Origin of the sequence: Actinomadura parmotrematis (assembly GCF_019458805.1) — a bacterium.
GTDB lineage: Bacteria > Actinomycetota > Actinomycetes > Streptosporangiales > Streptosporangiaceae > Spirillospora > Spirillospora parmotrematis.
Window position 1 is genome coordinate 110,158 of record NZ_JAIBOA010000020.1, and the last position, 21,983, is coordinate 132,140.

General features: G+C 75.7%; 26 protein-coding genes and 3 tRNA genes. 14 read left to right on the top strand and 15 right to left on the bottom strand.

Annotation, left to right across the window (positions count from 1 at the left end; all coding sequences use genetic code 11):
• The first annotated feature begins 77 nt into the window (after positions 1-77).
• Genes K1Y72_RS27140 through K1Y72_RS27155 form a run of 4 tightly spaced genes read left to right on the top strand, consistent with a single transcriptional unit; the run spans position 78 to position 3,499 of the window.
• Positions 78-1,532: an aldehyde dehydrogenase gene (locus tag K1Y72_RS27140; protein ID WP_220169310.1), complete on the top strand. Its 1,455-nt coding sequence runs from the start codon at positions 78-80 to the stop codon at positions 1,530-1,532.
• Positions 1,529-2,269 (top strand): SDR family oxidoreductase, encoded by a 741-nt coding sequence (locus tag K1Y72_RS27145; protein WP_220169311.1) that lies wholly within the window; start codon positions 1,529-1,531, stop codon positions 2,267-2,269. The genes K1Y72_RS27140 and K1Y72_RS27145 overlap by 4 nt, the downstream gene beginning before the upstream one ends.
• Positions 2,266-3,105, top strand: coding sequence for an NAD(P)-dependent oxidoreductase (locus K1Y72_RS27150; RefSeq protein WP_220169312.1), 840 nt, complete (start codon positions 2,266-2,268; stop codon positions 3,103-3,105). The genes K1Y72_RS27145 and K1Y72_RS27150 overlap by 4 nt, the downstream gene beginning before the upstream one ends.
• Positions 3,098-3,499 (top strand): carboxymuconolactone decarboxylase family protein, encoded by a 402-nt coding sequence (locus tag K1Y72_RS27155; protein WP_220169313.1) that lies wholly within the window; start codon positions 3,098-3,100, stop codon positions 3,497-3,499. The genes K1Y72_RS27150 and K1Y72_RS27155 overlap by 8 nt, the downstream gene beginning before the upstream one ends.
• Here the strand turns inward: K1Y72_RS27155 and K1Y72_RS27160 are convergent, their stop codons facing one another.
• From K1Y72_RS27160 to K1Y72_RS27180, 5 genes are all read right to left on the bottom strand, one after another.
• Entirely contained in the window at positions 3,500-4,144 is a 645-nt protein-coding gene (locus K1Y72_RS27160; protein WP_220169314.1) for an acetamidase/formamidase family protein, read from the bottom strand.
• A 141-nt stretch (positions 4,145-4,285) separates the two neighbouring features.
• Positions 4,286-5,395, bottom strand: a complete 1,110-nt coding sequence (locus K1Y72_RS27165) for a D-alanine--D-alanine ligase family protein (protein ID WP_220169315.1) — start codon at positions 5,393-5,395, stop codon at positions 4,286-4,288.
• Positions 5,396-5,416: 21 nt separating this feature from the next.
• Positions 5,417-6,688, bottom strand: a complete 1,272-nt coding sequence (locus tag K1Y72_RS27170; protein WP_220169316.1) for a trans-sulfuration enzyme family protein — start codon at positions 6,686-6,688, stop codon at positions 5,417-5,419.
• Positions 6,689-6,701: 13 nt separating this feature from the next.
• Positions 6,702-7,691 (bottom strand): NAD(P)H-dependent glycerol-3-phosphate dehydrogenase, encoded by a 990-nt coding sequence (locus tag K1Y72_RS27175; protein ID WP_220169344.1) that lies wholly within the window; start codon positions 7,689-7,691, stop codon positions 6,702-6,704.
• Between the two features lie 17 nt (positions 7,692-7,708).
• Positions 7,709-8,524 (bottom strand): lysophospholipid acyltransferase family protein, encoded by an 816-nt coding sequence (locus tag K1Y72_RS27180; RefSeq protein ID WP_220169317.1) that lies wholly within the window; start codon positions 8,522-8,524, stop codon positions 7,709-7,711.
• A gap of 82 nt (positions 8,525-8,606) precedes the next feature.
• Between K1Y72_RS27180 and cofC the strand changes: the two genes are divergently transcribed.
• The gene (cofC, locus tag K1Y72_RS27185; protein ID WP_220169318.1) at positions 8,607-9,293 is read left to right on the top strand and encodes a 2-phospho-L-lactate guanylyltransferase; all 687 of its coding nucleotides are present in this window, start codon (positions 8,607-8,609) and stop codon (positions 9,291-9,293) included.
• A 10-nt stretch (positions 9,294-9,303) separates the two neighbouring features.
• A complete protein-coding gene (locus K1Y72_RS27190) occupies positions 9,304-9,516 on the top strand; it encodes a hypothetical protein (protein WP_220169319.1) in 213 nt (70 codons plus the stop codon).
• Positions 9,517-9,611: 95 nt separating this feature from the next.
• On the opposite strand, the gene K1Y72_RS27195 is transcribed toward K1Y72_RS27190, so the two are convergent.
• From K1Y72_RS27195 to leuC, 4 genes are all read right to left on the bottom strand, one after another.
• Positions 9,612-9,890 (bottom strand): HU family DNA-binding protein, encoded by a 279-nt coding sequence (locus tag K1Y72_RS27195; protein WP_220169320.1) that lies wholly within the window; start codon positions 9,888-9,890, stop codon positions 9,612-9,614.
• Between the two features lie 158 nt (positions 9,891-10,048).
• Positions 10,049-10,279: an SCO5555 family protein gene (locus K1Y72_RS27200; RefSeq protein ID WP_220169321.1), complete on the bottom strand. Its 231-nt coding sequence runs from the start codon at positions 10,277-10,279 to the stop codon at positions 10,049-10,051.
• A 126-nt stretch (positions 10,280-10,405) separates the two neighbouring features.
• Positions 10,406-10,996 carry a 3-isopropylmalate dehydratase small subunit gene (gene leuD, locus K1Y72_RS27205; protein ID WP_220169322.1) on the bottom strand — a complete coding sequence of 197 codons (591 nt, stop codon included), beginning with the start codon at positions 10,994-10,996 and terminating at the stop codon, positions 10,406-10,408.
• Positions 10,997-11,008: 12 nt separating this feature from the next.
• Complete coding sequence (gene leuC, locus K1Y72_RS27210; protein WP_220169323.1) at positions 11,009-12,406, bottom strand: 3-isopropylmalate dehydratase large subunit; 1,398 nt, start codon at positions 12,404-12,406, stop codon at positions 11,009-11,011.
• A gap of 97 nt (positions 12,407-12,503) precedes the next feature.
• Between leuC and K1Y72_RS27215 the strand changes: the two genes are divergently transcribed.
• The 7 genes from K1Y72_RS27215 to K1Y72_RS27245 all read left to right on the top strand — a co-directional run bounded on the left by K1Y72_RS27215 (position 12,504) and on the right by K1Y72_RS27245 (position 18,532).
• Positions 12,504-13,223, top strand: a complete 720-nt coding sequence (locus K1Y72_RS27215; RefSeq protein WP_220169324.1) for an IclR family transcriptional regulator — start codon at positions 12,504-12,506, stop codon at positions 13,221-13,223.
• Positions 13,224-13,358: 135 nt separating this feature from the next.
• Positions 13,359-15,704, top strand: a complete 2,346-nt coding sequence (locus K1Y72_RS27220; RefSeq protein WP_220169325.1) for a glycoside hydrolase family 3 protein — start codon at positions 13,359-13,361, stop codon at positions 15,702-15,704.
• A gap of 78 nt (positions 15,705-15,782) precedes the next feature.
• Entirely contained in the window at positions 15,783-16,415 is a 633-nt protein-coding gene (locus K1Y72_RS27225; RefSeq protein WP_220169326.1) for a MerR family transcriptional regulator, read from the top strand.
• A gap of 150 nt (positions 16,416-16,565) precedes the next feature.
• Complete coding sequence (locus tag K1Y72_RS27230; RefSeq protein WP_220169327.1) at positions 16,566-16,955, top strand: YidH family protein; 390 nt, start codon at positions 16,566-16,568, stop codon at positions 16,953-16,955.
• Positions 16,956-16,986: 31 nt separating this feature from the next.
• Positions 16,987-17,295, top strand: coding sequence for a DUF202 domain-containing protein (locus K1Y72_RS27235; protein WP_220169328.1), 309 nt, complete (start codon positions 16,987-16,989; stop codon positions 17,293-17,295).
• 33 nt (positions 17,296-17,328) lie between these two features.
• Positions 17,329-18,129 (top strand): SAM hydrolase/SAM-dependent halogenase family protein, encoded by an 801-nt coding sequence (locus tag K1Y72_RS27240; protein WP_220169329.1) that lies wholly within the window; start codon positions 17,329-17,331, stop codon positions 18,127-18,129.
• Positions 18,122-18,532: an NUDIX hydrolase gene (locus K1Y72_RS27245; protein WP_220169330.1), complete on the top strand. Its 411-nt coding sequence runs from the start codon at positions 18,122-18,124 to the stop codon at positions 18,530-18,532. Before K1Y72_RS27240 ends, K1Y72_RS27245 begins: the two co-directional genes overlap by 8 nt.
• Positions 18,533-18,593: 61 nt before the next feature.
• Here K1Y72_RS27245 and K1Y72_RS27250 read toward each other — a convergent pair.
• The 6 genes from K1Y72_RS27250 to K1Y72_RS27275 form a co-directional block, all read right to left on the bottom strand.
• Positions 18,594-18,666, bottom strand: a tRNA-Glu gene (locus K1Y72_RS27250).
• A gap of 36 nt (positions 18,667-18,702) precedes the next feature.
• Positions 18,703-18,775: transfer RNA gene (locus K1Y72_RS27255), tRNA-Glu, on the bottom strand.
• Positions 18,776-18,804: 29 nt separating this feature from the next.
• Positions 18,805-18,876 (bottom strand) — tRNA-Gln (locus K1Y72_RS27260).
• A gap of 123 nt (positions 18,877-18,999) precedes the next feature.
• On the bottom strand, positions 19,000-19,764 hold the full coding sequence (locus K1Y72_RS27265) for a fumarylacetoacetate hydrolase family protein (protein ID WP_220169331.1): 765 nt from the start codon (positions 19,762-19,764) through the stop codon (positions 19,000-19,002).
• A gap of 42 nt (positions 19,765-19,806) precedes the next feature.
• Positions 19,807-20,904, bottom strand: a complete 1,098-nt coding sequence (locus K1Y72_RS27270) for a cellulose binding domain-containing protein (RefSeq protein WP_220169332.1) — start codon at positions 20,902-20,904, stop codon at positions 19,807-19,809.
• An 80-nt stretch (positions 20,905-20,984) separates the two neighbouring features.
• The gene (locus K1Y72_RS27275) at positions 20,985-21,353 is read right to left on the bottom strand and encodes a hypothetical protein (RefSeq protein WP_220169333.1); all 369 of its coding nucleotides are present in this window, start codon (positions 21,351-21,353) and stop codon (positions 20,985-20,987) included.
• Between the two features lie 245 nt (positions 21,354-21,598).
• Between K1Y72_RS27275 and K1Y72_RS27280 the strand changes: the two genes are divergently transcribed.
• Positions 21,599-21,973 (top strand): antibiotic biosynthesis monooxygenase family protein, encoded by a 375-nt coding sequence (locus K1Y72_RS27280; protein ID WP_220169345.1) that lies wholly within the window; start codon positions 21,599-21,601, stop codon positions 21,971-21,973.
• Positions 21,974-21,983: the final 10 nt, after the last annotated feature.

The window sequence follows — 21,983 nt, forward strand, 5'->3', positions numbered from 1 at the left end:
TTCCGCCCCGGATCGCCCCTTGCGCTCCGTCGTGTCCTGAACTGTAGTCTGGACATGTGTCCAGAACAACCGATCGCTTGCTCGACAGCCCCTCCCCCCTCCTGATCGACGGGCGGCTCGCCGCGGGGTCCGGCGGCACGTTCGCGACGCTGAACCCGGCGACCGGCGAGGTGCTCGGCGAGGCCGCCGACGCCACCGCCGCCGACATGGACGCGGCCATCGCCGCCGCCCGCCGGGCCTTCGACGAGTCCCCCTGGCCCACCGACCTCGCCCTGCGCGTGCGCTGCCTGCGCCAGCTCCGCGACGCGCTCCAGCGGCACGCGGACGAGCTGCGCGAGCTGACGATCGCCGAGGTCGGCGCGCCCCGCTTCCTCACCTACGGCGCCCAGCTCGACGCCCCGGTGAACGACATCGGCTGGTTCGCCGACCTCGCCGAGTCCTACGCCTGGACGACCGACCTCGGCCGCGCCGAGCCGATGGGCATGGCGAGCGACCGGACGGTCGTCCGCGAGCCGGTCGGCGTCGTCGGCGCGATCACCCCCTGGAACTTCCCGCACCAGATCAACCTCGCCAAGCTCGGCCCGGCGCTCGCCGCCGGCAACACCGTCGTGCTGAAGCCCGCGCCCGACACCCCCTGGTGCGCGGCCGTGCTCGGCGCGGTCATCGCCCGCGAGACCGACATCCCGGCGGGCGTCGTCAACATCGTCACCTCCTCCGACCACGCCCTCGGCGCGCAGCTCGCCGAGGACCCGCGCGTCGACCTGGTGTCGTTCACCGGCTCCACCGAGACGGGCCGCAAGGTCATGCGGGCCGCCGTGCCGGGCCTGAAGCGGGTGTTCCTGGAGCTCGGCGGCAAGTCGGCGTTCATCGTCCTGGACGACGCCGACCTGAAGGCCGCCTGCTCCTACGCCGCCTTCAGCAGCGTCGCCCACGCCGGGCAGGGCTGCGCGCTCACCACCCGCATCCTGGTGCCCCGCGACCGCTACGACGAGGCCGCCCGGATCATCGGCAAGACGCTCGCCCGGCTCGGCGCCGGCGATCCGGCCGACGACTCCACCATCTGCGGCCCGGTGATCTCCGAGCGGCAGCGCGACCGCGTCGAGGGCTACCTGGAGCTCGCCGTCAAGGAGGGCGGGACGTTCGCCGCCGGCGGCGGCCGCCCCGAGGGCCGCGACCGCGGCTTCTGGATCGAGCCGACCCTCGTCACCGGCCTGGACGCCGGCGCCCGCACCGCCCGCGAGGAGATCTTCGGGCCGGTGCTGGTGCTGCTCCCCCACGACGGCGACGACGACGCCGTCCGCATCGCCAACGACTCGCCCTACGGGCTGTCGGGCGCGGTGCACGGCGGCGCCGAGCGGGCGCGGGCCGTCGCCGCCCGCCTCCGCGCCGGGACCGTCAGCGTCAACAGCGGCGTCTGGTACGGCGCCGACGTCCCGTTCGGCGGCTACAAGCAGTCGGGCATCGGCCGCGAGATGGGCGTGGCCGGGTTCGAGGAGTACCTGGAGACCAAGGCCATCGCGGAGGGGATATGAGCGGCAGGTTCGAGAACAAGGTGGCGATCGTCACCGGCGCGGCGCAGGGCATCGGCGAGGCGTACGCGCGGGCGCTCGCCGCCGAGGGCGCGTCCGTCGTCGTCGCCGACGTGGACGAGCGCGGGCAGGCCGTCGCCGACGACGTCAAGGGCCTCTACGTCCGCACCGACGTGTCGGACCCGGCGTCGGTCGAGGCGATGGCGACCGCTGCCGCGGAGCGCTTCGGCGGCATCGACCACCTGGTCAACAACGCCGCGATCTTCGGCACGATGAAGCTGGACTTCCTGTTCACCGTCGACTGGGACTACTACAAGCGGTTCATGGCGGTGAACATGGACGGCGCGCTGCTCTGCGCCCGCGCCGTCCACCCGCACATGCAGGCGCGCGGCGGCGGCTCCATCGTCAACCAGTCGTCCACCGCCGCCTGGCAGTACTCGGGCTTCTACGGGCTCGCCAAGGTCGGCGTGAACGGCCTCACCCAGCAGCTCGCGCACGAGCTCGGCAGCCTCGGCATCCGGGTCAACGCGATCGCGCCCGGCCCGATCGACACCGAGGCCAACCGCACCGTCGTGCCGGGCAACATGTCCCAGAAGATCGTCCGGGACCGGATGGCGCTGAAGCGCATGGGCACCCCGCAGGACCTCGTCGGCATGTGCCTGTTCCTGCTGTCCGACGACGCCGCCTGGGTCACCGGCCAGATCGTCAACGTCGACGGCGGCGAGGTGTTCCGCGCATGACCGTCGGTTTCGTCGGGCTCGGCCAGATGGGCGCGCCGATGGCCGCGCACCTGGTGGACGCGGGCCTGGTCGTCTACGACGCCCGCCCCGAGGCGGCCGCCGATCTGGTGAAGGCGGGCGCCCGCCTCGCCGGCAGCGTCGCCGACGCCGCCGCGCACGCCGACGTCCTGTCGGTCATGGTCCGCGACGACGCGCAGGTGCGGGAGGTGGGCGCGGAGGCGCTCGCGTCCGCGCGGCCCGGCAGCGTCCTCGCGATCCACTCCACGATCTCGGCGAGCACCGCCGAGGAGCTCGCCGAGGAGGGCCGCAAGTACGGCATCGACGTGGTGGACGCCCCCGTCAGCGGCGGGTTCATGGGCGCCACCGCCGGTACCCTCGCCGTCATGGTCGGCGGCACCGAGGAGGCGTTCGAGCGCTGCCGGGAGCCGTTCGGGGCGTGGGCGGACCTCGTGCTGCACATGGGCCCGGTCGGTGCCGGCACCCGTACCAAGCTGGCCCGCAACCTGCTGCACTTCACCGCGTTCGCCGCCGCCGCCGAGGCGCAGCGGCTCGCCGAGGCGGCCGGGGTGTCGCTGCGGCGGCTCGGCCGCGTCGTCCGGCACACCGACGCGATCACCGGCGGCCCCGGGGCGATCATGCTGCGCGGCACCGCCGCGCCGCTGGATCCCGCCGACGACCTGTACCCGATCATGCAGAACGTCCACTCGCTCGGCGCGAAGGACCTGGCGCTCGCGCTGGAGCTCGCCGGGGAGCTCGGCGTGGACGCCCCGCTCGCCCGGCTCGCCCTGGAGCGGCTCGCCGCCGGGCTCGGACTCGGGGAGGACCGCGATGGATGAGCGCCGCGCGCGCGGCCTGGAGATGATGCGCCGGGTCTACGGCTGGGAGATCGGCGACGCCCCCGGGGAGTTCTTCCACCTCACCGTCGACCACCTGTTCGCCGACATCTGGACGCGCCCCGGCCTGTCCTTCCGCGACCGGCGGCTGCTGCTCATCGGCGCCCTCGCCGGGCAGGGCCTGAACGACGTGCTGGACATCCAGATCCCGGCCGCCCTCGGCAACGGCGAGCTCACCGCCGACGAACTCCGCGAGATCGCGATCTTCCTGACCCACTACATCGGCTGGCCGCTCGGCTCCAAGCTGAGCGTGCAGGCCGACACCCTCATCGCCGAGCACGAGAAGCGCCTGCGCCGCGAGGCCGAGGCGGCGGCCGAGGCGGACGAGGACGGCTGATCAGGACGGGGAGGGCATCAGCATCGGCCCGGCCACCCGGAACCGCTCGACGCCCCGCCGGGTGAGGTTGACGCGCAGGTCGATCCACCCGGCGAGCGGCGCGCGCCGGCAGTCCTGCGCGGCGCTCGCCGGGAAGTGCAGGTCGCCGACCGACAGCTTCGCGCCGAGCACGTGCACCGGCAGCAGGATGCGCGAGCCCGCCGTCAGCGGCGCGATCGCGCACGAGCCGATCTGCCGGCCGCGCGTCTCGCTCCGCACCGCCTCGGCCGCCACCTGGCCGTAGCCGGGCGCCTCGGGCCGCACCCCGCCGAGCAGCGCGGGGACGCCCGCGGGCTCGGCGCCCCCGGCGGCGCGCAGCGCCCCGGCGTCCGGCGCGCAGCCGATCACGCCGGGGTGCCCGGCGCGGGCGGGGCCGCCGCCCGCCGGCCCGACCCCCAGCACGTCCACCACGATCACGTCGCCGGGCTCGGCGCCGACGACCACCAGGGGCCCGCAGAGCACCGCGTCGGCGCCGGGGGCACGGCCCTGGCACTCCATCCGCACCGTCCCCCCGGTGATCACCTCGGCGACGGCCGGGATGTCGGGGTGCCAGCGGTCGTGCCCGAGCACGGAGCGGGCGGGCGAGGGCGCGAGAGAGAGCGACAAGGGAGCGGGTCCTTCCGGGACGGTCGGTGCAGGACCCGATCCTGCCGCCCGGCCTGTTACCGGACGGTTTCGGCGCCACGAAGCTTGCGTAAGACGCCGATCACCGGCCCGGACGGCGGCCGCCCCCGGCCGGGGCCTCCGTCAGCGCAGGCCGAGCGGCCGCTCCAGCGCCGTCCGGACCAGCCGGTCCACCAGCGCGGGGTAGTCCATCCCGCTCGCCGCCCACATCTGCGGGAACGCCGACGTCGGCGTGCACCCCGGCATCGTGTTGATCTCGTTCAGCAGCCAGCGGCCGTCGGCGGTGTAGAAGAAGTCGACCCGGGCGAGGCCCTCGCAGTCCAGCGCGTCGAAGGCCCGCGCCGCGATCGCCTGCACCTCGGCGACCGCCGCCGGCGGCAGGTCCGGCGGGATGGCGAGGCTGGTCGAGCCGTCGAGGTACTTGGTCGTGAAGTCGTAGAAGTCCTGGTCGCCGGAGGTGAGGACCTCGGCGGGCAGGCTCGCCTGCGGCGGCCCGTCGTCCAGGCCCTGCAGCACCCCGCACTCGATCTCGCGGCCGACGATCGCGGCCTCCACGATGACCTTCGGGTCGTGCTCGCGGGCCGCCTCGATCGCGGCCTCCAGGCCGTCCTCGGCGGTGACGCGGGTGATGCCCATGCTCGACCCGGCGCGGGCCGGCTTGACGAAGACGGGCAGGCCGAGCTCGGCGATCTCGTCGAGCTTGCGCTTGCGCTCGCGCCGCCACTCGCGGTCACCGACCAGCACGTAGGGGCCGACGGGCAGCCCGGACGCCTGCCAGACCAGCTTCATGAAGCCCTTGTCCATGCCGACCGCGCTCGCCAGCACCCCGGCGCCGGCGTAGCGGATCCCGGCGAGCTCCAGCATGCCCTGGATGGTGCCGTCCTCGCCGTAGGGGCCGTGCAGCAGCGGCAGCACCACGTCGACCTCGCCGAGGGCGCGCGGCACCTCGCCCGGCGCCAGCTCCACCAGCCCGGCGGCGTCCGGGTCGAAGGGCAGCGCGAGGGCCGCGCCGGAGCCGTCGACCTCGGGCAGCGCGCCGTCCTCGATGGCGAGCCGCTGGCCCGGCCCGGCCAGCACCCAGCGGCCGTCGCGGGCGATGCCGACCGGGACCACCTCGTAGCGGTCCCGGTCCATGGCGGCCATGACGGCGCCCGCGGTGACGCAGGAGATGGCGTGCTCGGAGCTGCGTCCGCCGAAGACCACGGCCACGCGGATCTTTGAAGCCTGGGACATGATGCCCGACCCTACCGGTGATCAGCCGGTATCGGCCACGAGCGGCTCCCGGGTCGCGGCGCCGCGGGCGCGCCGCAGCGCGGCGAGCGCCTCGGTGACGTCCCTGATCAGATCGTCGGCGTCCTCCAGCCCGAGCGAGAACCGCACCGCGCCCGGGTCGACGCCGGCCGCGGCGAGCGCGTCCGGGCCGCGGTGGCGGTGCGTGGTGGACGCCACATGGTGCGCGGTGGTGCGGGCGCCGCCGAACGTCGCGGCGACGAGCGGCAGCCGCAGCGCGTCGGCGAGCGCGAGCCCGGCGTCCGCGCCGCCGTGCGGGGTGACGGTGACGGCCGCGCCGAAGCGGGTGCCCTCGGGCCCGGCGTCGAACAGCTCGCGGGCCAGCGCGTGCCCCGGATGGCCCGGCAGGCCCGGGTAGCCGACCGCCTTCACGTCGGGGTGGCGGGCGAGGGCGGCGGCGAACAGGTTCGCGGTGTCGCACTGGCGGCGGATCCGGAGCGGCAGCGTCTCCAGGCCGCGGCGCAGCAGGAACGCCTCGTCGGGCGCGAGCACGGCGCCGGTGTCGGTGCGGACCCGGCGGAGCTCGGCGAGCAGCGCGGGCGCCCCGGCGACGGCGCCGCCGGTCGCGTCGCCGTGCCCGCCGAGGCAGGTGCCGGCGGCGTGCACGACGAGGTCGGCGCCGTGCTCCAGCGGCCGGCAGACGACCGGCGTGGCGAGGGTGGAGTCGGCGACCAGCAGCGCGCCCGCCTCGTGCGCGATCTCGGCGAGCAGCGGCAGGTCGGCGACCGCCATCGCGGGCGCCGACAGCGTCTCGGCCCACACCAGCCGGGTGGACGGGCGGATCGCCGCGCGCACCGCCGCCGGGTCGGCGCCGTCGACGAAGCTGGCCCGCACCCCGAACCGGGCGAGCAGGCCGGTGAGCAGGCCGTGCAGGCCGCCGTCGCAGGCGGCGGGCGCGACGACGTGCGCGCCGGCGCCGGTGAAGGCCAGCAGCACGGCGGTGGCGGCGGCCATGCCGGAGGCGAACGCCTGCGCCTCGACCGGCTCGCTCAGCCGGACGCCCTCCAGCGCGGCGAGCGCCTCGGCGAACGCGTCGGCGGACGGGTTCCCGGCGAGGCCGCTCGTGTAGCCGGGCGCCTCGCCGGCGGCGAGGGCGGCGTGCTCGGCGGCGCCGGCGAAGGCGTACGCGCCGGCGCGCCAGACCGGCAGGCCGAGCGGCGCCTGCTGCGGGACGGGCGGCGTGGGCGGGTGCGCGGCGCGGGTGTTCTCGCCGAGCCCCCGGAGCTCTTTACGCATCGCTCACAGCATGTCACACACCGTACCGTTCGGGCTTCGGGGAGCGCGAGATGAGCGAGACCGCCGCGTCCATGATCGGCATGTCGCGGTAGAGCACCGCCGCGACGGCCTCGGCGATCGGCATCTCCACGCCGTGCTTGCGGGCCAGCTCCAGCACCGCCTCCGACGACTTGACGCCCTCGGCGGTCTGCTTGGTGACGGCGATCACCTCGTCGACGCTCATGCCCTTGCCGAGGTTCTCGCCGAAGGTGCGGTTGCGCGACAGCGGCGAGCTGCACGTCGCGATGAGGTCGCCCATCCCGGCGAGCCCGGCGAAGGTGTGCTCGTCGGCGCCGAGCGCCGCGCCGAGCCGCGCGGTCTCGGCGAGGCCGCGCGTCATCAGCAGGGCGCGGGTGCTGTCGCCGAAGCCGAGCCCGACGGCCATCCCGACGCAGAGCGCCACCACGTTCTTCACCGCGCCGCCGAGCTCGCAGCCGACGACGTCGGTGGTCGTGTAGACGCGGAAGTACGGCGTCATCGTCGCCTCCTGGAGGCGGCGCGCGACGGTCGCGTCGGTGCAGGCGGCGACGGCGGCGCCCGGCTGGCCCGCGGCGATCTCGCGGGCCAGGTTCGGGCCGCAGAACACCGCGATCCGGTCGGCGGGGGCGCCGGCGACCTCGCCGATGACCTCCGACATCAGCCGCGAGCCGCCGAGCTCGACGCCCTTCATCAGGCTGACCAGCACCGCGTCCGGCGGCAGCAGCTCCCGCCAGGCGGTGAGGTTCTCGCGGAGCGTCTGCGCGGGCACCGCGAGCGCGACGAAGTCGGCGCCGGCGAGGGCCTCGGCGGGGTCGGTGGTGGCGCGCAGCGCCTCGGGCAGCGCGACGCCGGGCAGGTAGTCGGGGTTCTCGTGCCGCTCGTTGACGGCCTCGACGGCGGCGGCGCGGCGGCCCCAGATCGTCGTGTCGCCGCCCGCGTCGCAGAGCAGCTTGGCGAACACCGTGCCCCAGGACCCGGCGCCCATGACGGCGGTGCGGAAGGTCACGCGCCGCTCCCCGGGCCGGCCGCCGGCGGGACGGGCCCGGCCGGGCCCTCCTCGGCGGCGCGGCGCCGCTCCTCGCGCACCTTGTGGTGGTCGTAGCGGACGGCGGGCGGCTCGGCCTCGCGCAGCCCGCCGAGCAGCAGCGCGATCTGCTCCATGATGTCCTCGGTGGCGGCGTGCAGGATGTCCTTGGTGAGCGGCTCGCCGGCGTACTTCGACAGGTCCACGGGCGGCCCGGCGGCGACCTTCATCGTCTTGCGGGGGAAGGGGTGGAAGCCCTTCTTCAGCTCGCCGCGGAGCCCCGTCGCCTCGCCCTTCTTGTAGGGCAGCAGCTCCTGCGCGCCCCAGGTGGCGACCGGGACGACGGCGGCGCCGGTCTTCAGCGCCATGCGGGCGACGCCGGTCTGGCCGGTCATCGGCCACAGGTCGGGATCGCGGGTGCACGAGCCCTCGGGGTAGAACATCAGGCACTCGCCGCGGCGGAGCGCCTCCTCGGCGTCGCGCAGCGCGAGCGAGGCGTCCGTGCGGTCGCGGTACACCGGGATCTGGCCGGTGCCGCGGAAGACGGCGCGCAGGAGCGGCACGTCGAACAGCGTGGACTTGGCGAGGTACACCGGGTAGCGGCCGGACTCGTAGACGAAGTGCGCGAGCGCGAGCGGGTCCGCCTCGGAGATGTGGTTCGCCGCGATGATCACACCGCCGGTGCGCGGCACGTTGCCGCGGCCCCGCCAGTCCCGCTTCAGCAGCCCGTACAGCAGCGGGCGCAGGATGACGATCGTGAACCTCCGCCAGGCGGGGGAATAGCCGTCGCGCATGCCCGTCCCTCCTCGATCGGCCACGCCTCGGCGTGGGATGTCCTCAGTCTCGCGGTTGCCGCCGCATAGTGTCGAGTTCGCCATGTCTACAGCAGCAAGCAGTGAGTCCCGACTTCCCTGGTCGCTCGTGGTGCCGGTCAAGGTGCTCGCGCTGGCCAAGACCCGTATGGCCGCGGCCGCCGGCCCGCACCGGCAGGCGCTCGCGCTCGCGGTCGCGGCCGACACCGTCGCCGCGGCGCTGCGCTGCGCCGCCGTCCGCGATGTGATCGTGGTCACCGACGACCCGGTGCCCGCCGCCGAGCTCGCCGCGCTCGGCGCGACGGTCGTCCCCGACCGGCCGGACGCGGGCCTGAACCCGGCCCTGGAGTACGGGGCGGCGCGGGGCCGGGCGGCGGCGCCGGACGCCGGGGTCGGCGCCCTGTCGGCGGACCTGCCCGCGCTCCGCCCCGACGAGCTGGCACGGGTGCTGGCGGCGGCGGCCGGGGCGCCCGAGGCGTTCGTCCCCGACGCCCAGGGCGTCGGCACGACCCTCTACACCGTGCGGCCGGGGGTGCCGTTCCGGCCCGCGTTCGGGGGCGCCTCGCGGGACGCGCACCGCGCGCAGGGCGCCCGGGAGCTGCTGCTGGACGGCATCGCCAGTGTCCGCCGGGACGTCGACACCCCCGGCGACCTCGCCACCGCCCTCGCCCTCGGCACCGGCCCGCGCACCGCGGCCGTGGCCGCGCTGCTGGACGGCGGGCGCCCCGCGCGGCCCGGCGTGACGGGCTAAGGTGACGATCATGCAGGCCACGGTGCGCACCTACGACGCCGGGACCCGCTCGGGCAGCGTGCTGCTCGACGACGGGACCGAGCTGCCCTTCGGCACCGCCGCGTTCGACGCGGGCGGCCTCCGGCTGCTGCGGTCGGGGCAGCGGGTGAACCTCGCGCTGGACGCCGACTACCGCATCTCGGTGATCACGCTGTCGACGTTCCCGCTGCCCGAGGGCGCCTGAGCGCCCGCCGGGACGCCCGCCGGCCCCCCGGACACGCGACGGCGCCCGGGAACCGCACGCTCATGCGGTTCCCGGGCGCCGTGTGCCGGGTGGTGCTACTTCTTGCCGGCCACCAGGTTCTTGAAGTCCGCGCCGGCCTTGAACTTCGGCACCGACGTGGCGGGAACCTCGATCGTCTTGCCCGTTGCGGGGTTACGCGCCGTACGAGCGGGCCGGTCGGCCTTCTCGAACGAACCGAAACCGGTGATGGCGACCTTGTCGCCCTTGGCGACCGTGCTCTGGATCGTCTCCAGGATCGCGTCGACAGCCTCGGCCGCGGCCTTCTTGCTGCCCAGGCGGTCGGAGATCGCGTCGACCAGCTCTCGCTTGTTCATGGGTTACTCCTCTGGTTCCCCCCTTGCCCGAACGAAACTAAGGGAGCGTTGACACCGACACAATCACCAGCGCGGAAGAGTTCCCGTGTCGCTGACGTTTTTGTCGGCATCGCCCCCCTCTCGCCAGGGCGCCGGACCGGATCCGGCCACCATGCACGCTATCGGGCGTCGGGGGTGCCGTGAAAATCGGCCAGGAACGCGTCCAGCCGGCGGGCCGCCAGCGCGGTGTCCCGCTTGGCCAGATCGGTGATCGCCAGAAGGTGCCTGATGAGCCGCTTGCGGTGCTCGGCGGGCAGCGGCGCGACGAGCCGGTGGGCGTCGCGGAGCCGCCGCGCGAGGCGGGTCAGCTCGGGGTCCTCCCACCGCGGCCCTTCCTCCGGGACCGGCATCGGACGCTCGCCCTCCCCCACCGTCGCGGTCCTGCCTTCGGCGTCGATTGTCCTCGACGGCGGGGCGGGCCCGCAGGGCGGGGGGCCGGAGCGCCCGGACGGGGCGCTCCGGTCCGGGCGCCCGGATCAGACCGTGGTGACCGGCTTGTAGGACGGCCGCTCCGCCTCGAAGGCGGCGATGTCGTCGGCGTACCGCAGGGTGAGGCCGATGTCGTCCAGGCCCTCCAGCAGCCGCCAGCGGGTGTAGTCGTCGATCTCGAAGGACGCCGTGACGGCGCCGCCGCGCACCTCGCGCCTCTCCAGGTCGACGGTGATCTCGGCGGCCGGGTCCCGCTCGGCCTGGTCCTGCAGCGCCGCGACGGTCTCGGCGGGCAGGACGACCGGCAGCAGCCCCATCTTGGTGGAGTTGTTGCGGAAGATGTCGCCGAAGCGCGGCGCGATGACGACGCGGAACCCGTACTGCTGCAGGGCCCACACGGCGTGCTCGCGGGAGGAGCCGGTGCCGAAGTCGGGGCCGGCGACCAGGATGCCGGCGTCGGCGTACTGCGGCTGGTTCAGCACGAAGGACGGGTCCTCGCGCCAGGCCGAGAACAGGCCCTTGTCGAACCCGGTGCGGCTGACCTGCTTCAGCCAGACCGCCGGGATGATCTGGTCGGTGTCGACGTTGCTGCGGCGCAGCGGGACCGCGCGCCCGGTGTAGACGGTGAAGGCTTCCATGTCCGGGGCTCCTTACAGGTCGGCGGGGGCGGCCAGGCGGCCGGTGACGGCGGTGGCGGCGGCGACGGCGGGCGACACCAGGTGGGTGCGGCCGCCGGGGCCCTGGCGGCCCTCGAAGTTGCGGTTGGAGGTGGACGCGCTGCGCTCGCCCGGGGTGAGCTTGTCGGGGTTCATCGCCAGGCACATCGAGCAGCCGGCCTCGCGCCACTCGGCGCCCGCGGCGGAGACGACCTCGTGCAGGCCCTCCCGCTCGGCCTGCGCCTTGACCTCCATGGAGCCCGGCACGACCAGCATGCGGACGCCGCCCGCGACGCGGCGGCCGCGCAGGACGTCGGCGACGGCCCGCAGGTCCTCGATGCGGCCGTTGGTGCAGGAGCCGACGAAGACGGTGTCCACGGCGACGTCGCGGAGCGGGGTGCCCGCGGTGAGGCCCATGTACTCCAGGGCGCGCTCGGCGGCCTGGCGCTCGGTCGGGTCCTCGATGGCGGCCGGGTCGGGCACCGAGGCGGCGAGGGGCAGGCCCTGGCCGGGGTTGGTGCCCCAGGTGACGAACGGCGTGAGCGTCGCCGCGTCGATCACGATCTCCTTGTCGAAGACCGCGTCGTCGTCGGTGCGCAGCGACGTCCAGTACTCCACCGCGGCGTCCCAGTCGGCGCCCTGCGGGGCGTTGGGGCGGCCCTTGAGGTAGGCGAAGGTCGTCTCGTCGGGGGCGATCATGCCGGCGCGGGCGCCCGCCTCGATGGACATGTTGCAGACCGTCATGCGGCCCTCCATCGACAGCTCGCGGATCGCCTGCCCGCGGTACTCGATGATGTGGCCCTGGCCGCCGCCGGTGCCGATCTCGGCGATGATCGCCAGGATGAGGTCCTTGGCGGTGACGCCGGCGGGCAGCGAGCCGTTCACCGTGACGGCCATCATCTCCGGCTTGACCTGCGGCAGCGTCTGGGTGGCGAGGACGTGCTCGACCTCGCTGGTGCCGATGCCGTGGGCCAGCGCGCCGAACGCGCCGTGGGTGGAGGTGTGCGAGTCGCCGCAGACCACCGTCATGCCGGGCTGGGTCAGGCCGAGCTGCGGGCCGATGACGTGCACGATGCCCTGGCCGGCGTCGCCCATCGGGTGCAGCCGGATTCCGAACTCGGCGCAGTTCTTGCGCAGCGTCTCGACCTGGGTGCGCGAGACGGGGTCGGCGATCGGCTTCAGCAGGTCGGTCGTCGGGACGTTGTGGTCCTCGGTGGCGATCGTGAGGTCGGGCCGGCGGACCGGGCGGCCCGCCAGGCGCAGCCCGTCGAACGCCTGCGGGCTGGTCACCTCGTGCACCAGGTGCAGGTCGATGTAGAGGAGATCCGGTTCGCCCTCGGCACGTCGCACGACGTGCGCGTCGTACACCTTGTCGGCCAATGTGCGGCCCATCGCTCCACCTCACCTGTGTTCGTGTCCCGGCGCTGCTCTGCGCCGCGGTCCTCGACCTCGACTTGCATCTCATATGACGAGACGGCAATATCAAGACATGGACAACTCTAGCGGAGTCGGCGTACTCGACAAAGCGGTTCTGGTGCTGAATGCGCTGGAGGCCGGTCCGGCGTCCCTCGCGCAGCTCGTGCAGACCACCGGTCTCGCCCGGCCCACCGCCCACCGGCTCGCCGTCGCGCTGGAGCACCACCGCCTCGTCCACCGCGACACCCAGGGCCGGTTCATCCTCGGCCCGCGCCTCGCCGAGCTCGCCGTCGCGGCGGGCGAGGACCGGCTGCTCGCGATCGCCCAGCCGATCCTCGCGCAGCTGCGCGACCTGACCGGCGAGAGCGCCTCGCTGTTCCGCCGCCAGGGCGACGTGCGGGTCTGCGTCGCCGCCGCCGAGCGCACGAGCGGCCTGCGCGACACCGTCCCGGTCGGCGCCGCGCTGCCGATGACGGCCGGGTCGGCCGCGCAGATCCTGCTGGCCTGGGAGGAGCCCGACCGCATGCACCGGGGCCTCCGCGGCGCCAAGTTCGAGGCGACGACGCTCGCCTCGGTGCGGCGGCGCGGCTGGGCGCAGAGCGTCGGCGAGCGCGAGCAGGGCGTCGGGTCGGTGTCGGCGCCCATAAGGGGCGCCGGCGGCCGGGTGATCGCGGCGGTGTCGGTGTCGGGGCCGCTGGAGCGCCTCACCCGCTCCCCCGGGCGGCTGCACGCCGGCCCGGTGGTGGCGGCCGCCGAGAAGATCTCCGAGGGGATGCGCCGGACGGCCTCCTGACCGCCGCCCGCACCCGGCCGGGTCAAGAAACCTTCCGGCCCGCCGCCGCGCCGACATAGAGTGCGCCCCGGGCGGCAAGGGACGGGTGGGACGGCCCGGACGCGGCCGCCCGCACGGCCCACCCGAGGAGACGCCATGCCCGTCGACGAGTCCGACCTGCGCGACCGCCTGGCGCGGCTCACCCTGGAGGAGAAGACCGGCCTGCTGACCGGCGCCGACTTCTGGACGCTGCCGGCGGTCGAGCGGATCGGGCTCCGCGCCCTCGTCATGTCCGACGGGCCGAGCGGCGTGCGCGGCCGCAGCTGGGACGAGCGGGAGACCGGCCTGCTGTTCCCCAACCCGAGCGCGCTCGCCGCGACCTGGGACGTCGCGCTCGCCGAGCGGGCGGGCCGGCTGAACGGCGCGCAGGCCCGCGACCGGGGCGTGCACGTGCAGCTCGCCCCGACGGTCAACCTGCACCGCACCCCGCTCGGCGGCCGGCACTTCGAGAACTACGCCGAGGACCCGCTGCTCACCGGCCGGATCGGCGCGGCGTTCGTGGCGGGCGTCCAGTCGGCCGGGGTCGCCGCGACCGCCAAGCACTTCGTCGGCAACGACTCCGAGACCGACCGCATGACCTACCGCGCCGACATCCCCGCCGCGGCGCTGGAGACCCTGTACCTGCGGCCGTTCGAGGACGCCGTCCGGGCCGGCGCGTGGGCCGTCATGGCCGCCTACAACGGCGTCGGCGGCGTCTCGATGACCGAGAACCGGCCGCTGCTCACCGGGCTGCTGAAGGACCGGTGGGGCTTCGACGGCGTGGTCGTCTCGGACTGGTTCGCGGTCCGCTCCACCGAGGCGTCCGCCAACGCCGGGCTGGACGTGGAGATGCCCGGCGGCCCGCGGGCGCGCTGGCGCGACCGGCTGGCCGAGGCCGTCCGGGCGGGCCGCGTCGCCGCGGAACTGGTCGACGACAAGGTGCTGCGGGTGCTGCGCCTCGCCGCCCGCACCGGCGCGCTGGACGGCCACCCGGCGCCGCCGCCCGCCACCACGCCGCCCGACGCCCGCGACCGGCTGCGCTCGCTCGCCGCGACCGCGACCGTCCTGCTCGCCAACGACCGCGGCGTCCTGCCGCTCGCGGCGCCCCGCCGGGTCGCGCTGATCGGCCCGAACGCGGTGCGGTTCAGCGCGCAGGGCGGCGGCAGCGCGCACGTCACCCCCGAGCACGTCGTCACCCCGCTGGAGGGGCTGCGCGCGGCGCTCGGCGACGGCGCGGAGATCGAGGTCCGCGCCGGCGTGTACCCGCACGAGCGGCTGGCGCCCCTGCCGCTGGAGATCACCGCCGACCCCGAGACGGGCGAGCCGGGGGTGCGGCTGGAGTACCTGGACGGCGACGGCGCCGTCCTGGCCTCCGAGCACCGGCGGGCGGCCGCGTTCAAGCTGATCGGCGGGCTGCCGGAGGGGACCCGGCGGATCCGCGCCCGCACCGCCGTCACCGTCGCCGAGGACGGCGCGCACACCTTCGCCGTCACCGGTATCGGCCGCTTCGAGCTGGACCTGGACGGCGCCACCACCGTGATCGAGCAGCGGCTCCCCGAGGGCGCGGACGCCGTCGAGGCGCTCGTCCGCCCGCCCGAGCACCGGGTGGAGGCCGAGCTGAAGGCGGGGCGGCGCGTCGCGGTCGAGCTCCGCCACGAGCTGCGGCCCGGCGGCTTCGGCGTCGTCCTCGGCCTCGGCCACTGGGCGCCCCACCTGGACGAGGACGCCGAGCTCGCCGCGTCCGTGCGGGCCGCCGCGGCCGCCGACGCGGTGATCGTCATGGTCGGCACCAACGACGACGTCGAGAGCGAGGGCTTCGACCGCGCCACGCTGCGGCTGCCCGGCCGCCAGGACGAGCTGGTGCGCGCCGTCGCCGCCGCCCGCCCCGACGCGGTCGTCGTCGTCAACGCGGGCGCCCCCGTGCTGACGCCCTGGCGCGGCGAGGTCGGCGCGCTGCTGTGGGCCTGGCTGCCCGGCCAGGAGGGCGGCGCGGCCCTCGCCGACGTGCTGACCGGCGCCGCCGAGCCCGGCGGGCGGCTCCCCACCACCCACCCGGCGACCGAGGAGCACCTGCTGCCCGTCGTCCCGGACGGGGACGGCACCCTCGCCTACACCGAGGGCACCTCCATCGGCTACCGCCACTACGCCGCCGCCGACATCGCCTACCCGTTCGGGCACGGCCTCGGCTACACGACCTGGGAGTACGACGCCCTGTCGGTGGAGGACGGCGTCGCCGAGGTGCTCGTCCGCAACGCCGGCGACCGGCCCGGCCGCGAGGTCGTCCAGCTCTACGCCTTCGGCGAGGGGACGCCGATCCGGCTGGCCGGCTTCGCCGTCGTCGAGGCCGGGCCGGGCGAGAGCGCCGCCGTCCGGGTGCCGCTGGACGACCGGCTGCCCGCCGCCTACCACCTGCAGGCCGGCCGCTCCATCGCCGACCTGCGGCTCGCCACCGAGGTGGGCTGAACCGCATTCCGCAAAGGCCGCCCGGCCGGACCCGCCGCGACCTACGATCCTTCCAGGCGGTGACCGAGAGGTGACGGAATGCAGATCTCCGAGCTGAGCGACCGCAGCGGCCTGACCGTTCAGACGATCAAGTACTACATGCGGGAGGGGCTGCTGCCGCGCGGCGCCGCGGCGGGCAGCACCCGGGCCGAGTACGACCGGCGCCACCTGGAGCGGCTGCGGCTGATCAAGGCGCTGCGCGAGCTCGGCGGGCTGCCCGTCGCCACCGTCAAGCGGGTCGTCGGCCTGCTGGACGACGAGCGGGTGCCGGCCGCCGAGCTGATCCGCGCCGCCCAGCACGCGCTCGGCCCGCACGCCGCCCCCGAGGCCGGCCCGGACCGGCGGGCCGCCCGCGAGGACGTCGCGGCGCTGCTCGGCGAGCTCGGCTGGCAGGTGTCCGAGCGGGCCCCCGCGCGCGAGCTGCTCGCGCAGGGCTTCGTCGAGCTCCGCCGGCTCGGGTTCCCGATCACGCTGGCCGACCTGCGGCCCTACATCCGCGCGGCGGGCGAGATCGCCGAGCACGGCGCCGCCCGCCTCGGGCCGGACGGCGGCCCGCGCGGCCGCGCGCTGCACTGCGCGGTCGTGTCGACCGCGGTGTACGAGCAGGTGCTCATCGCCCTGCACCGGCTGGCGCAGGAGCACGCGGCGGCCCGCCACTTCGGCGCCGGCTGACCGGCGGAATGGCGCCTGGATTTCCCGCCCGCGACGCGGCGGAACGGTCCTGACCTGCGCCTACCGAAGAATTCCGCTCTTTCATATCGGAATTCATCGGTGAATCCCGGCCCTCGTGAATGGCGCGATCGCCGATACAATCGACCCATCATGAGTGCGCTGGAATCCCCCGAATCCACCGGCGGCCGCTGGGCCGACCGGCTGCTGGCCGAGGGCAGCGACCCCGACCCGCGCTTCACCCTCGCCAACGAGCGCACCTTCCTCGCCTGGATCCGCACCGCCCTCGCGATGATCGCCGCCGGCATCGGGCTGTCGCTGAGCGGGCACCTGCTCGCCGCGCCGCTCCGCGCCGCCCTCGCCGCCGGCTTCGCCGCCACCGGCGCGCTCGTCGCGGGCCTCGCGTTCCACCGCTGGCTGCGCACCGAGCGGGCGCTCCGCCGGGCCGAGACGCTGCCGCCGCCCGCGCTCGCGCCGCTGCTGTCCTACGGCCTGGCGATCGGCGCCGTCGTGCTGCTCGCCGCGCTGCTGGTGACCCGGTGACGCCGCGCCGCCCGCGCCGCCCGGCACGCCCGTGACGCTCTGGGACCGGGGCGCGCAGCCCGAGCGGACGGCGCTCGCCTGGTCCCGCACCACCCTCGCCCTGATCGTCGCCGGGCTGCTCTGCGTCCGGCTCGCCCCGGACGCCACGGCCGCGGGCCTCGCCGGCGCGGCGGTCTGCGCCGCCGCCTCCCTGCAGTTCCGGCGGGCCTGGCGGCAGCACCACCGGCGCGCCCGCCGGCTCGCGGCGGGCCGGGCCGTCGCCGACCCGGTGTCGGTGCTGATGGCGACGGGCACGACGGTGCTGCTCGGCGCCCTCGGCGTCGTCTTCGCCCTGGCGTGAGCCGCCCCGGCCCGGCCTTGTTAGCGTGGCCGCGTGAGCCGTCCCTACATCAGCCTCGCCACCGACTTCGGGGCCGCCTACACCGGCATCTGCGCCGGGGTCGTGCACCGGATCGCGCCGGACGCGCGGGTGCACGTCCTCAGCGACGAGATCACCCCGTACGCGGTCGCGGAGGGCGCGATGCTGCTCGCCCAGGCGCTCCCCTACCTGCCCGTCGGCGTGCACGTCGGCATCGTCGACCCGGGCGTCGGGACCGCGCGGCACCCCGTCGGCGTCCGGACGGGGCGCGGCGACGTGCTCGTCGGCCCCGACAACGGGCTGCTGGCCCCGGCCGCGGCCGCGCTCGGCGGCGCGCTCGCCGCGCACCGCCTGGAGGACCCCGCCTACCGGCTGCCCGAGGTCTCCACGTCCTTCCACGGCCGCGACGTCTTCGCGCCCGCCGCCGCGCACCTGGCGAACGGCGCCGACCTCGCCGACCTCGGCCCCGCGACCGGCCTGCTCCCCCTGGACGTGCCGCCCCCGCGCGCGCACGAGGGCACGCTCATCACGTCGGTGCTGTACGCCGACCGCTACGGCAGCCTGATCCTGTCCGCCGGACCCGCCGAACTCGGCGAGATCCCGCACGGGACCGTCCTGCGGGTCTCCTGGGACGGCGGCGGCGTCCGCGCGCCGTTCGTCGCGACGTTCGGCAGCGTCGCCGAGGGCGAGCCGCTGCTCTGGATCGACTCCTCCGGGCTGCTCGGCCTCGCGGTCAACCGGGGGTCGGCGGCGGAGCGGTTCGGGCTGGGCGCCGGAGCGCCCGTCACCGTCGAGGGCCTCGGCCCCCATGGCTGAGCTGGACGTCGTCGCCTGGGTGCACGCCCGCGACGGCCGGATGCTGGCGGTCCGCTCGCGCGGCCGGGACCTGCTGTACCTGCCGGGCGGCAAGCGCGAGCCCGGCGAGGACGACTGGACCGCGGTGTCGCGGGAGGTCCGCGAGGAGCTCGGCGTCGAGCTGGACCGGCCCTCCTTCCGCCCGCTCGGCGTGCTCACCGCCGCCGCGCACGACCAGCCCGCCTTCGCCCGCGTGCGGATGGCCTGCTTCGCGAGCGGCCACACCGGCGAGTTCCGCCCGGCCGGCGAGATCGACGAGCTCCGCTACGTCGGCCCGGCCGACCGCGCCCTGCTCGCGCCCGCCTCCCAGGCCGCCTGGGACCTGGCGGCGGGGCACGGCATGCTGCGCCGACCCGCCCGGTAGGCGGGAAAGGCCCGGGAACGCGAGAGGACCCCGACCCGGGAAGGGTCGGGGTCCTCGCTCGTACTCCCGAGCGGATTCGAACCGCCGTTACCGCCTTGAGAGGGCGACGTCCTAGGCCACTAGACGACGGGAGCCCGTCTGCGTACGGGACGGCCGGAGCCTCCCACGCGTACCCCCGAGCGGATTCGAACCGCCGTTACCGCCTTGAGAGGGCGGCGTCCTAGGCCACTAGACGACGGGGGCCTGAACTCGATCCGATCAGATCGGACCAGCTGGGGTACCAGGACTCGAACCTAGACTAACTGAACCAGAATCAGTCGTGCTGCCGATTACACCATACCCCAGTGCCGCTCGCGTCCCCCCGGTTCCCCGGGCCGTTCGCTCGCGCCTCGAAGAGACTACAGGACTCGGGGACCTGCGCCAAAACGAATACCCGAACGCGGGCGGACCCCGTTCCGGCCGCGCGTTCAGTCACGCGCGACGACCCGGTTGGTGAGGCTGCCGACGCCCTCGACGGTCACCGTGACCTCGTCGCCGACGCTCAGCGGGCCGACGCCGGCGGGCGTCCCGGTGAGGATGACGTCGCCGGGCAGCAGCGTCATCACCTGGCTCACGTACTCCACCAGCGAGGGGATGTCGTGGATCAGCAGGGACGTGCGGGAGTCCTGCCGGGTCTCGCCGTTCACGGTGGTGGTGATGGCGAGGTCGGCCGGGTCGACCTCGGTCTCGATCCAGGGGCCGAGCGGGCAGAAGGTGTCGAACCCCTTGGCCCGCGTCCACTGCCCGTCGCGCTTCTGCAGATCGCGGGCGGTCACGTCGTTGGCGACGGTGTAGCCGAGGATGGCCTCGTGCGCGCGGGCGGCCGGCAGCTCGCGGACCAGGCGGCCGATGACGATGGCGAGCTCGCCCTCGTAGTCGACGCGCTCGGACAGCTTCTCGGGGTAGGCGATGGCCTCCCCCGGCCCGATCACCGCGGTGGACGGCTTGCTGAAGATCAGCGGCTCGGCGGGCGCCTCGCCGCCCATCTCGGCGGCGTGCGCGGCGTAGTTCTTGCCGATCGCGATGACCTTGCTCGGCAGGATCGGCGCCAGCAGCCGGACGTCCTCCAGCGGCAGGCGGTGGCCGGTGAAGGTGAGCTCGCCGAAGGGGTGGGGCGCCACGACGGCGACGGTGTTCTCTTCGACCACCCCGAAGGCCATGCCCTCGTCGGTGGAGAACCTCGCGATACGCATGGCCCGAGCCTATACGGCGCCCACCTGCGGCACCGGGAGCGGTCAGAAGCCGCAGGCCCGCCCGTCCAGGCGGCACCCCTGCGGCCGCGCCGGCGGTCCCGCGACCCCGTACCGGACCTCCCACTCGGCGCCGGCGGGGACGGGCGCGGCGCCCGGCGCGCTCTCGATCACCGCGTCGCCGCCGCCCTTGGCGAGGCGGCCGCCCCACACGTTCGTCACGGTGCCGCCGGGCGCCCGGAACGCCAGCCGCCAGGTCTTCAGCGGCTTCCCGGTGGTGTTGGTGAAGGTGATGCGGCCCTCGTAGTAGCCGTCGTCCTGCTCGACGAGCTGGTAGGTGACGCCGTCGCCCTGCACGAGGGGGCCGATCGGGGGCGCGGAGGCGGCGGCGGACGGCTGCGGCGCGGGCGGGCTCCCCGGGGCCGCGCTGGGCTCCCCGCCGGGGGCGCTGCCGGGAGCGCTGCCGGGGACGGCGCCCGGCTCCGTGCCGGGGGCGCCGGTGGCCGGTCCGGACGGGGCGGCGGAGGACGGGCGGAGCGCCGGGGCCCGGGCCCCCGCCTTGTCCTCGTCCTCGCCCCCGCCGAGCAGCAGGGCCGCCGCGACCCCCGCGACGATCACGAGGGCGGCGGCCACCAGCGCGAGGACGAGGGTGCGGCGCCGCGAGGAACCGCCGCCCTGCGGCGCCCCTGCGGGCGGCGGGGGCGGCGGCGCGCCCGGCCCCGGCTGCGGCGTCGCCGCCGGGACGCCGCCGGGCGGGGTGAGCGGCAGCGGCGGGAGCCGCGGGGCGCCCGGCGCGGGCTGCTCCACGGCCGCGGGCGGGCCGGGCGGCGCCGTCCGGGTGGGGTCGCCCGCCCGCTCGATGCGCAGGTCGGTGACGGTCGGCGTGGCGCCCGCCGGAGCGACCACGCGGTCGTCCACCACCGTGGCGGGCGGCTCGGCGGGCGGCTCGGCGGACTGGCCGGCCGGGGGCCCGGCGGGGGCGTCGTCCCGCTGCGCCGGGTAGTCCGGCAGCGGGCTGATCTCGATGGGATCGTCCGCGCGCGTCCCGCCGGCCGGGGACCGGCCGCCGCCGGGCGCCGGGACGGCGAACTCCGCGGTCGTCCGGTGGTCGGGGGGTACGTAGCCGCTCTCGTCGCCGCTCAACTCGCCGTCCTTCGTCGGGGCACTCGCCCCCCTTTGACGATCAAGGGCGGCGGTCGGTTCACGGCCGCCGCGGCGGCCCGTCAGCCGGCGGCGGCGGGCGCCAGGCCGCGCCGGGCCGCCTGGCGCTGGTGCCGGTTCAGCAGGTCGGTGAGCAGCCCGATGGCGTCCGGGGACGTCGGGTCGGGCGCGCCGGACAGCCAGCGGCCGGCCTCGGCGAGCAGGTCCTCGGCGGCGCCGGTGCGCTGCGCGTCGGCGAGGCGGCCGAGCACGTCGCCGAGCCGGAGCCGGGCCTCGGCGTGGCCCTCCTCGGCGGCCTGGCGGTACCACTCGGCGGCCACCGCGAGGTCCCCGTCGCGCTCGTACAGCCCGCCGAGGCCGAACGCCACGTCCACCCACGGCTCGTGGGCGGCGGGCCCGAGCGACGCGGCGCTCCAGGGTCGGGCAGGCATCGGTTCTCTCCGGTTCGGTCGAGCGGATTCCGGGCGTGCCATCGGGGTGCCCTCCGCTTCTCGGCTACTCATGGTGGCCGTCGAGCGGTGATCGCGCCACCGCTTTGGCCAGGTTTGGTGAAATTTCACGTAGCCGACCGAGTGCACACCGTCATCATCGCAGGTCGTGGTGGTCGCCGCCCGGCGCGGAGCGGGCGGATAGGGTCGTGCCCAGTGTCGAGGAGAGCGTCGAGGCGGAGGCCCGCATGTCCGTGGTCAAGATCAATGTCCTCACCGTGAGCGCCGAGCTGCGCGACGAGCTGGAGCGCCGGTTCGCGGGGCGGGCCGGGCTGGTGGAGTCCGCCGACGGCTTCGAGGGGTTCGAGCTGCTGCGCCCGGTGGAGGGCACCGAGCGCTATCTCGTGTACACCCGCTGGCGGTCCGAGGAGGACTTCCAGCGCTGGACCGAGAGCCAGGCGTTCCAGCGCGGCCACGCCGAGGCCGCCAAGGACGCCCAGGGCTCCGAGGCCGGCGCGGGCCACGGGCACGGCCACGGGCACGGCCACGGCGGCCCGGTCGCGGGCGGCGCCGAGCTGTGGAGCTTCGAGGTCGTGCAGAGCGCGGACCCCAAGGTCGCCTGAACGCACGCGA

What these genes read in the sequence shown, in the direction of transcription:
- K1Y72_RS27145 (WP_220169311.1), top strand. Translation starts at nt 1,529, where the DNA reads ATGAGCGGCAGGTTCGAGAACAAGGTGGCGATCGTCACCGGCGCGGCG.
- K1Y72_RS27150 (WP_220169312.1), top strand. Translation starts at nt 2,266, where the DNA reads ATGACCGTCGGTTTCGTCGGGCTCGGCCAGATGGGCGCGCCGATGGCC.
- K1Y72_RS27155 (WP_220169313.1), top strand. Translation starts at nt 3,098, where the DNA reads ATGGATGAGCGCCGCGCGCGCGGCCTGGAGATGATGCGCCGGGTCTAC.
- K1Y72_RS27165 (WP_220169315.1), bottom strand. Translation starts at nt 5,395, where the DNA reads ATGTCCCAGGCTTCAAAGATCCGCGTGGCCGTGGTCTTCGGCGGACGC.
- K1Y72_RS27170 (WP_220169316.1), bottom strand. Translation starts at nt 6,688, where the DNA reads ATGCGTAAAGAGCTCCGGGGGCTCGGCGAGAACACCCGCGCCGCGCAC.
- K1Y72_RS27175 (WP_220169344.1), bottom strand. Translation starts at nt 7,691, where the DNA reads ATGGGCGCCGGGTCCTGGGGCACGGTGTTCGCCAAGCTGCTCTGCGAC.
- K1Y72_RS27180 (WP_220169317.1), bottom strand. Translation starts at nt 8,524, where the DNA reads ATGCGCGACGGCTATTCCCCCGCCTGGCGGAGGTTCACGATCGTCATC.
- cofC (WP_220169318.1), top strand. Translation starts at nt 8,607, where the DNA reads ATGTCTACAGCAGCAAGCAGTGAGTCCCGACTTCCCTGGTCGCTCGTG.
- K1Y72_RS27190 (WP_220169319.1), top strand. Translation starts at nt 9,304, where the DNA reads ATGCAGGCCACGGTGCGCACCTACGACGCCGGGACCCGCTCGGGCAGC.
- K1Y72_RS27195 (WP_220169320.1), bottom strand. Translation starts at nt 9,890, where the DNA reads ATGAACAAGCGAGAGCTGGTCGACGCGATCTCCGACCGCCTGGGCAGC.
- K1Y72_RS27200 (WP_220169321.1), bottom strand. Translation starts at nt 10,279, where the DNA reads ATGCCGGTCCCGGAGGAAGGGCCGCGGTGGGAGGACCCCGAGCTGACC.
- leuD (WP_220169322.1), bottom strand. Translation starts at nt 10,996, where the DNA reads ATGGAAGCCTTCACCGTCTACACCGGGCGCGCGGTCCCGCTGCGCCGC.
- leuC (WP_220169323.1), bottom strand. Translation starts at nt 12,406, where the DNA reads ATGGGCCGCACATTGGCCGACAAGGTGTACGACGCGCACGTCGTGCGA.
- K1Y72_RS27215 (WP_220169324.1), top strand. Translation starts at nt 12,504, where the DNA reads ATGGACAACTCTAGCGGAGTCGGCGTACTCGACAAAGCGGTTCTGGTG.
- K1Y72_RS27220 (WP_220169325.1), top strand. Translation starts at nt 13,359, where the DNA reads ATGCCCGTCGACGAGTCCGACCTGCGCGACCGCCTGGCGCGGCTCACC.
- K1Y72_RS27225 (WP_220169326.1), top strand. Translation starts at nt 15,783, where the DNA reads ATGCAGATCTCCGAGCTGAGCGACCGCAGCGGCCTGACCGTTCAGACG.
- K1Y72_RS27230 (WP_220169327.1), top strand. Translation starts at nt 16,566, where the DNA reads ATGAGTGCGCTGGAATCCCCCGAATCCACCGGCGGCCGCTGGGCCGAC.
- K1Y72_RS27245 (WP_220169330.1), top strand. Translation starts at nt 18,122, where the DNA reads ATGGCTGAGCTGGACGTCGTCGCCTGGGTGCACGCCCGCGACGGCCGG.
- K1Y72_RS27265 (WP_220169331.1), bottom strand. Translation starts at nt 19,764, where the DNA reads ATGCGTATCGCGAGGTTCTCCACCGACGAGGGCATGGCCTTCGGGGTG.
- K1Y72_RS27275 (WP_220169333.1), bottom strand. Translation starts at nt 21,353, where the DNA reads ATGCCTGCCCGACCCTGGAGCGCCGCGTCGCTCGGGCCCGCCGCCCAC.
- K1Y72_RS27280 (WP_220169345.1), top strand. Translation starts at nt 21,599, where the DNA reads ATGTCCGTGGTCAAGATCAATGTCCTCACCGTGAGCGCCGAGCTGCGC.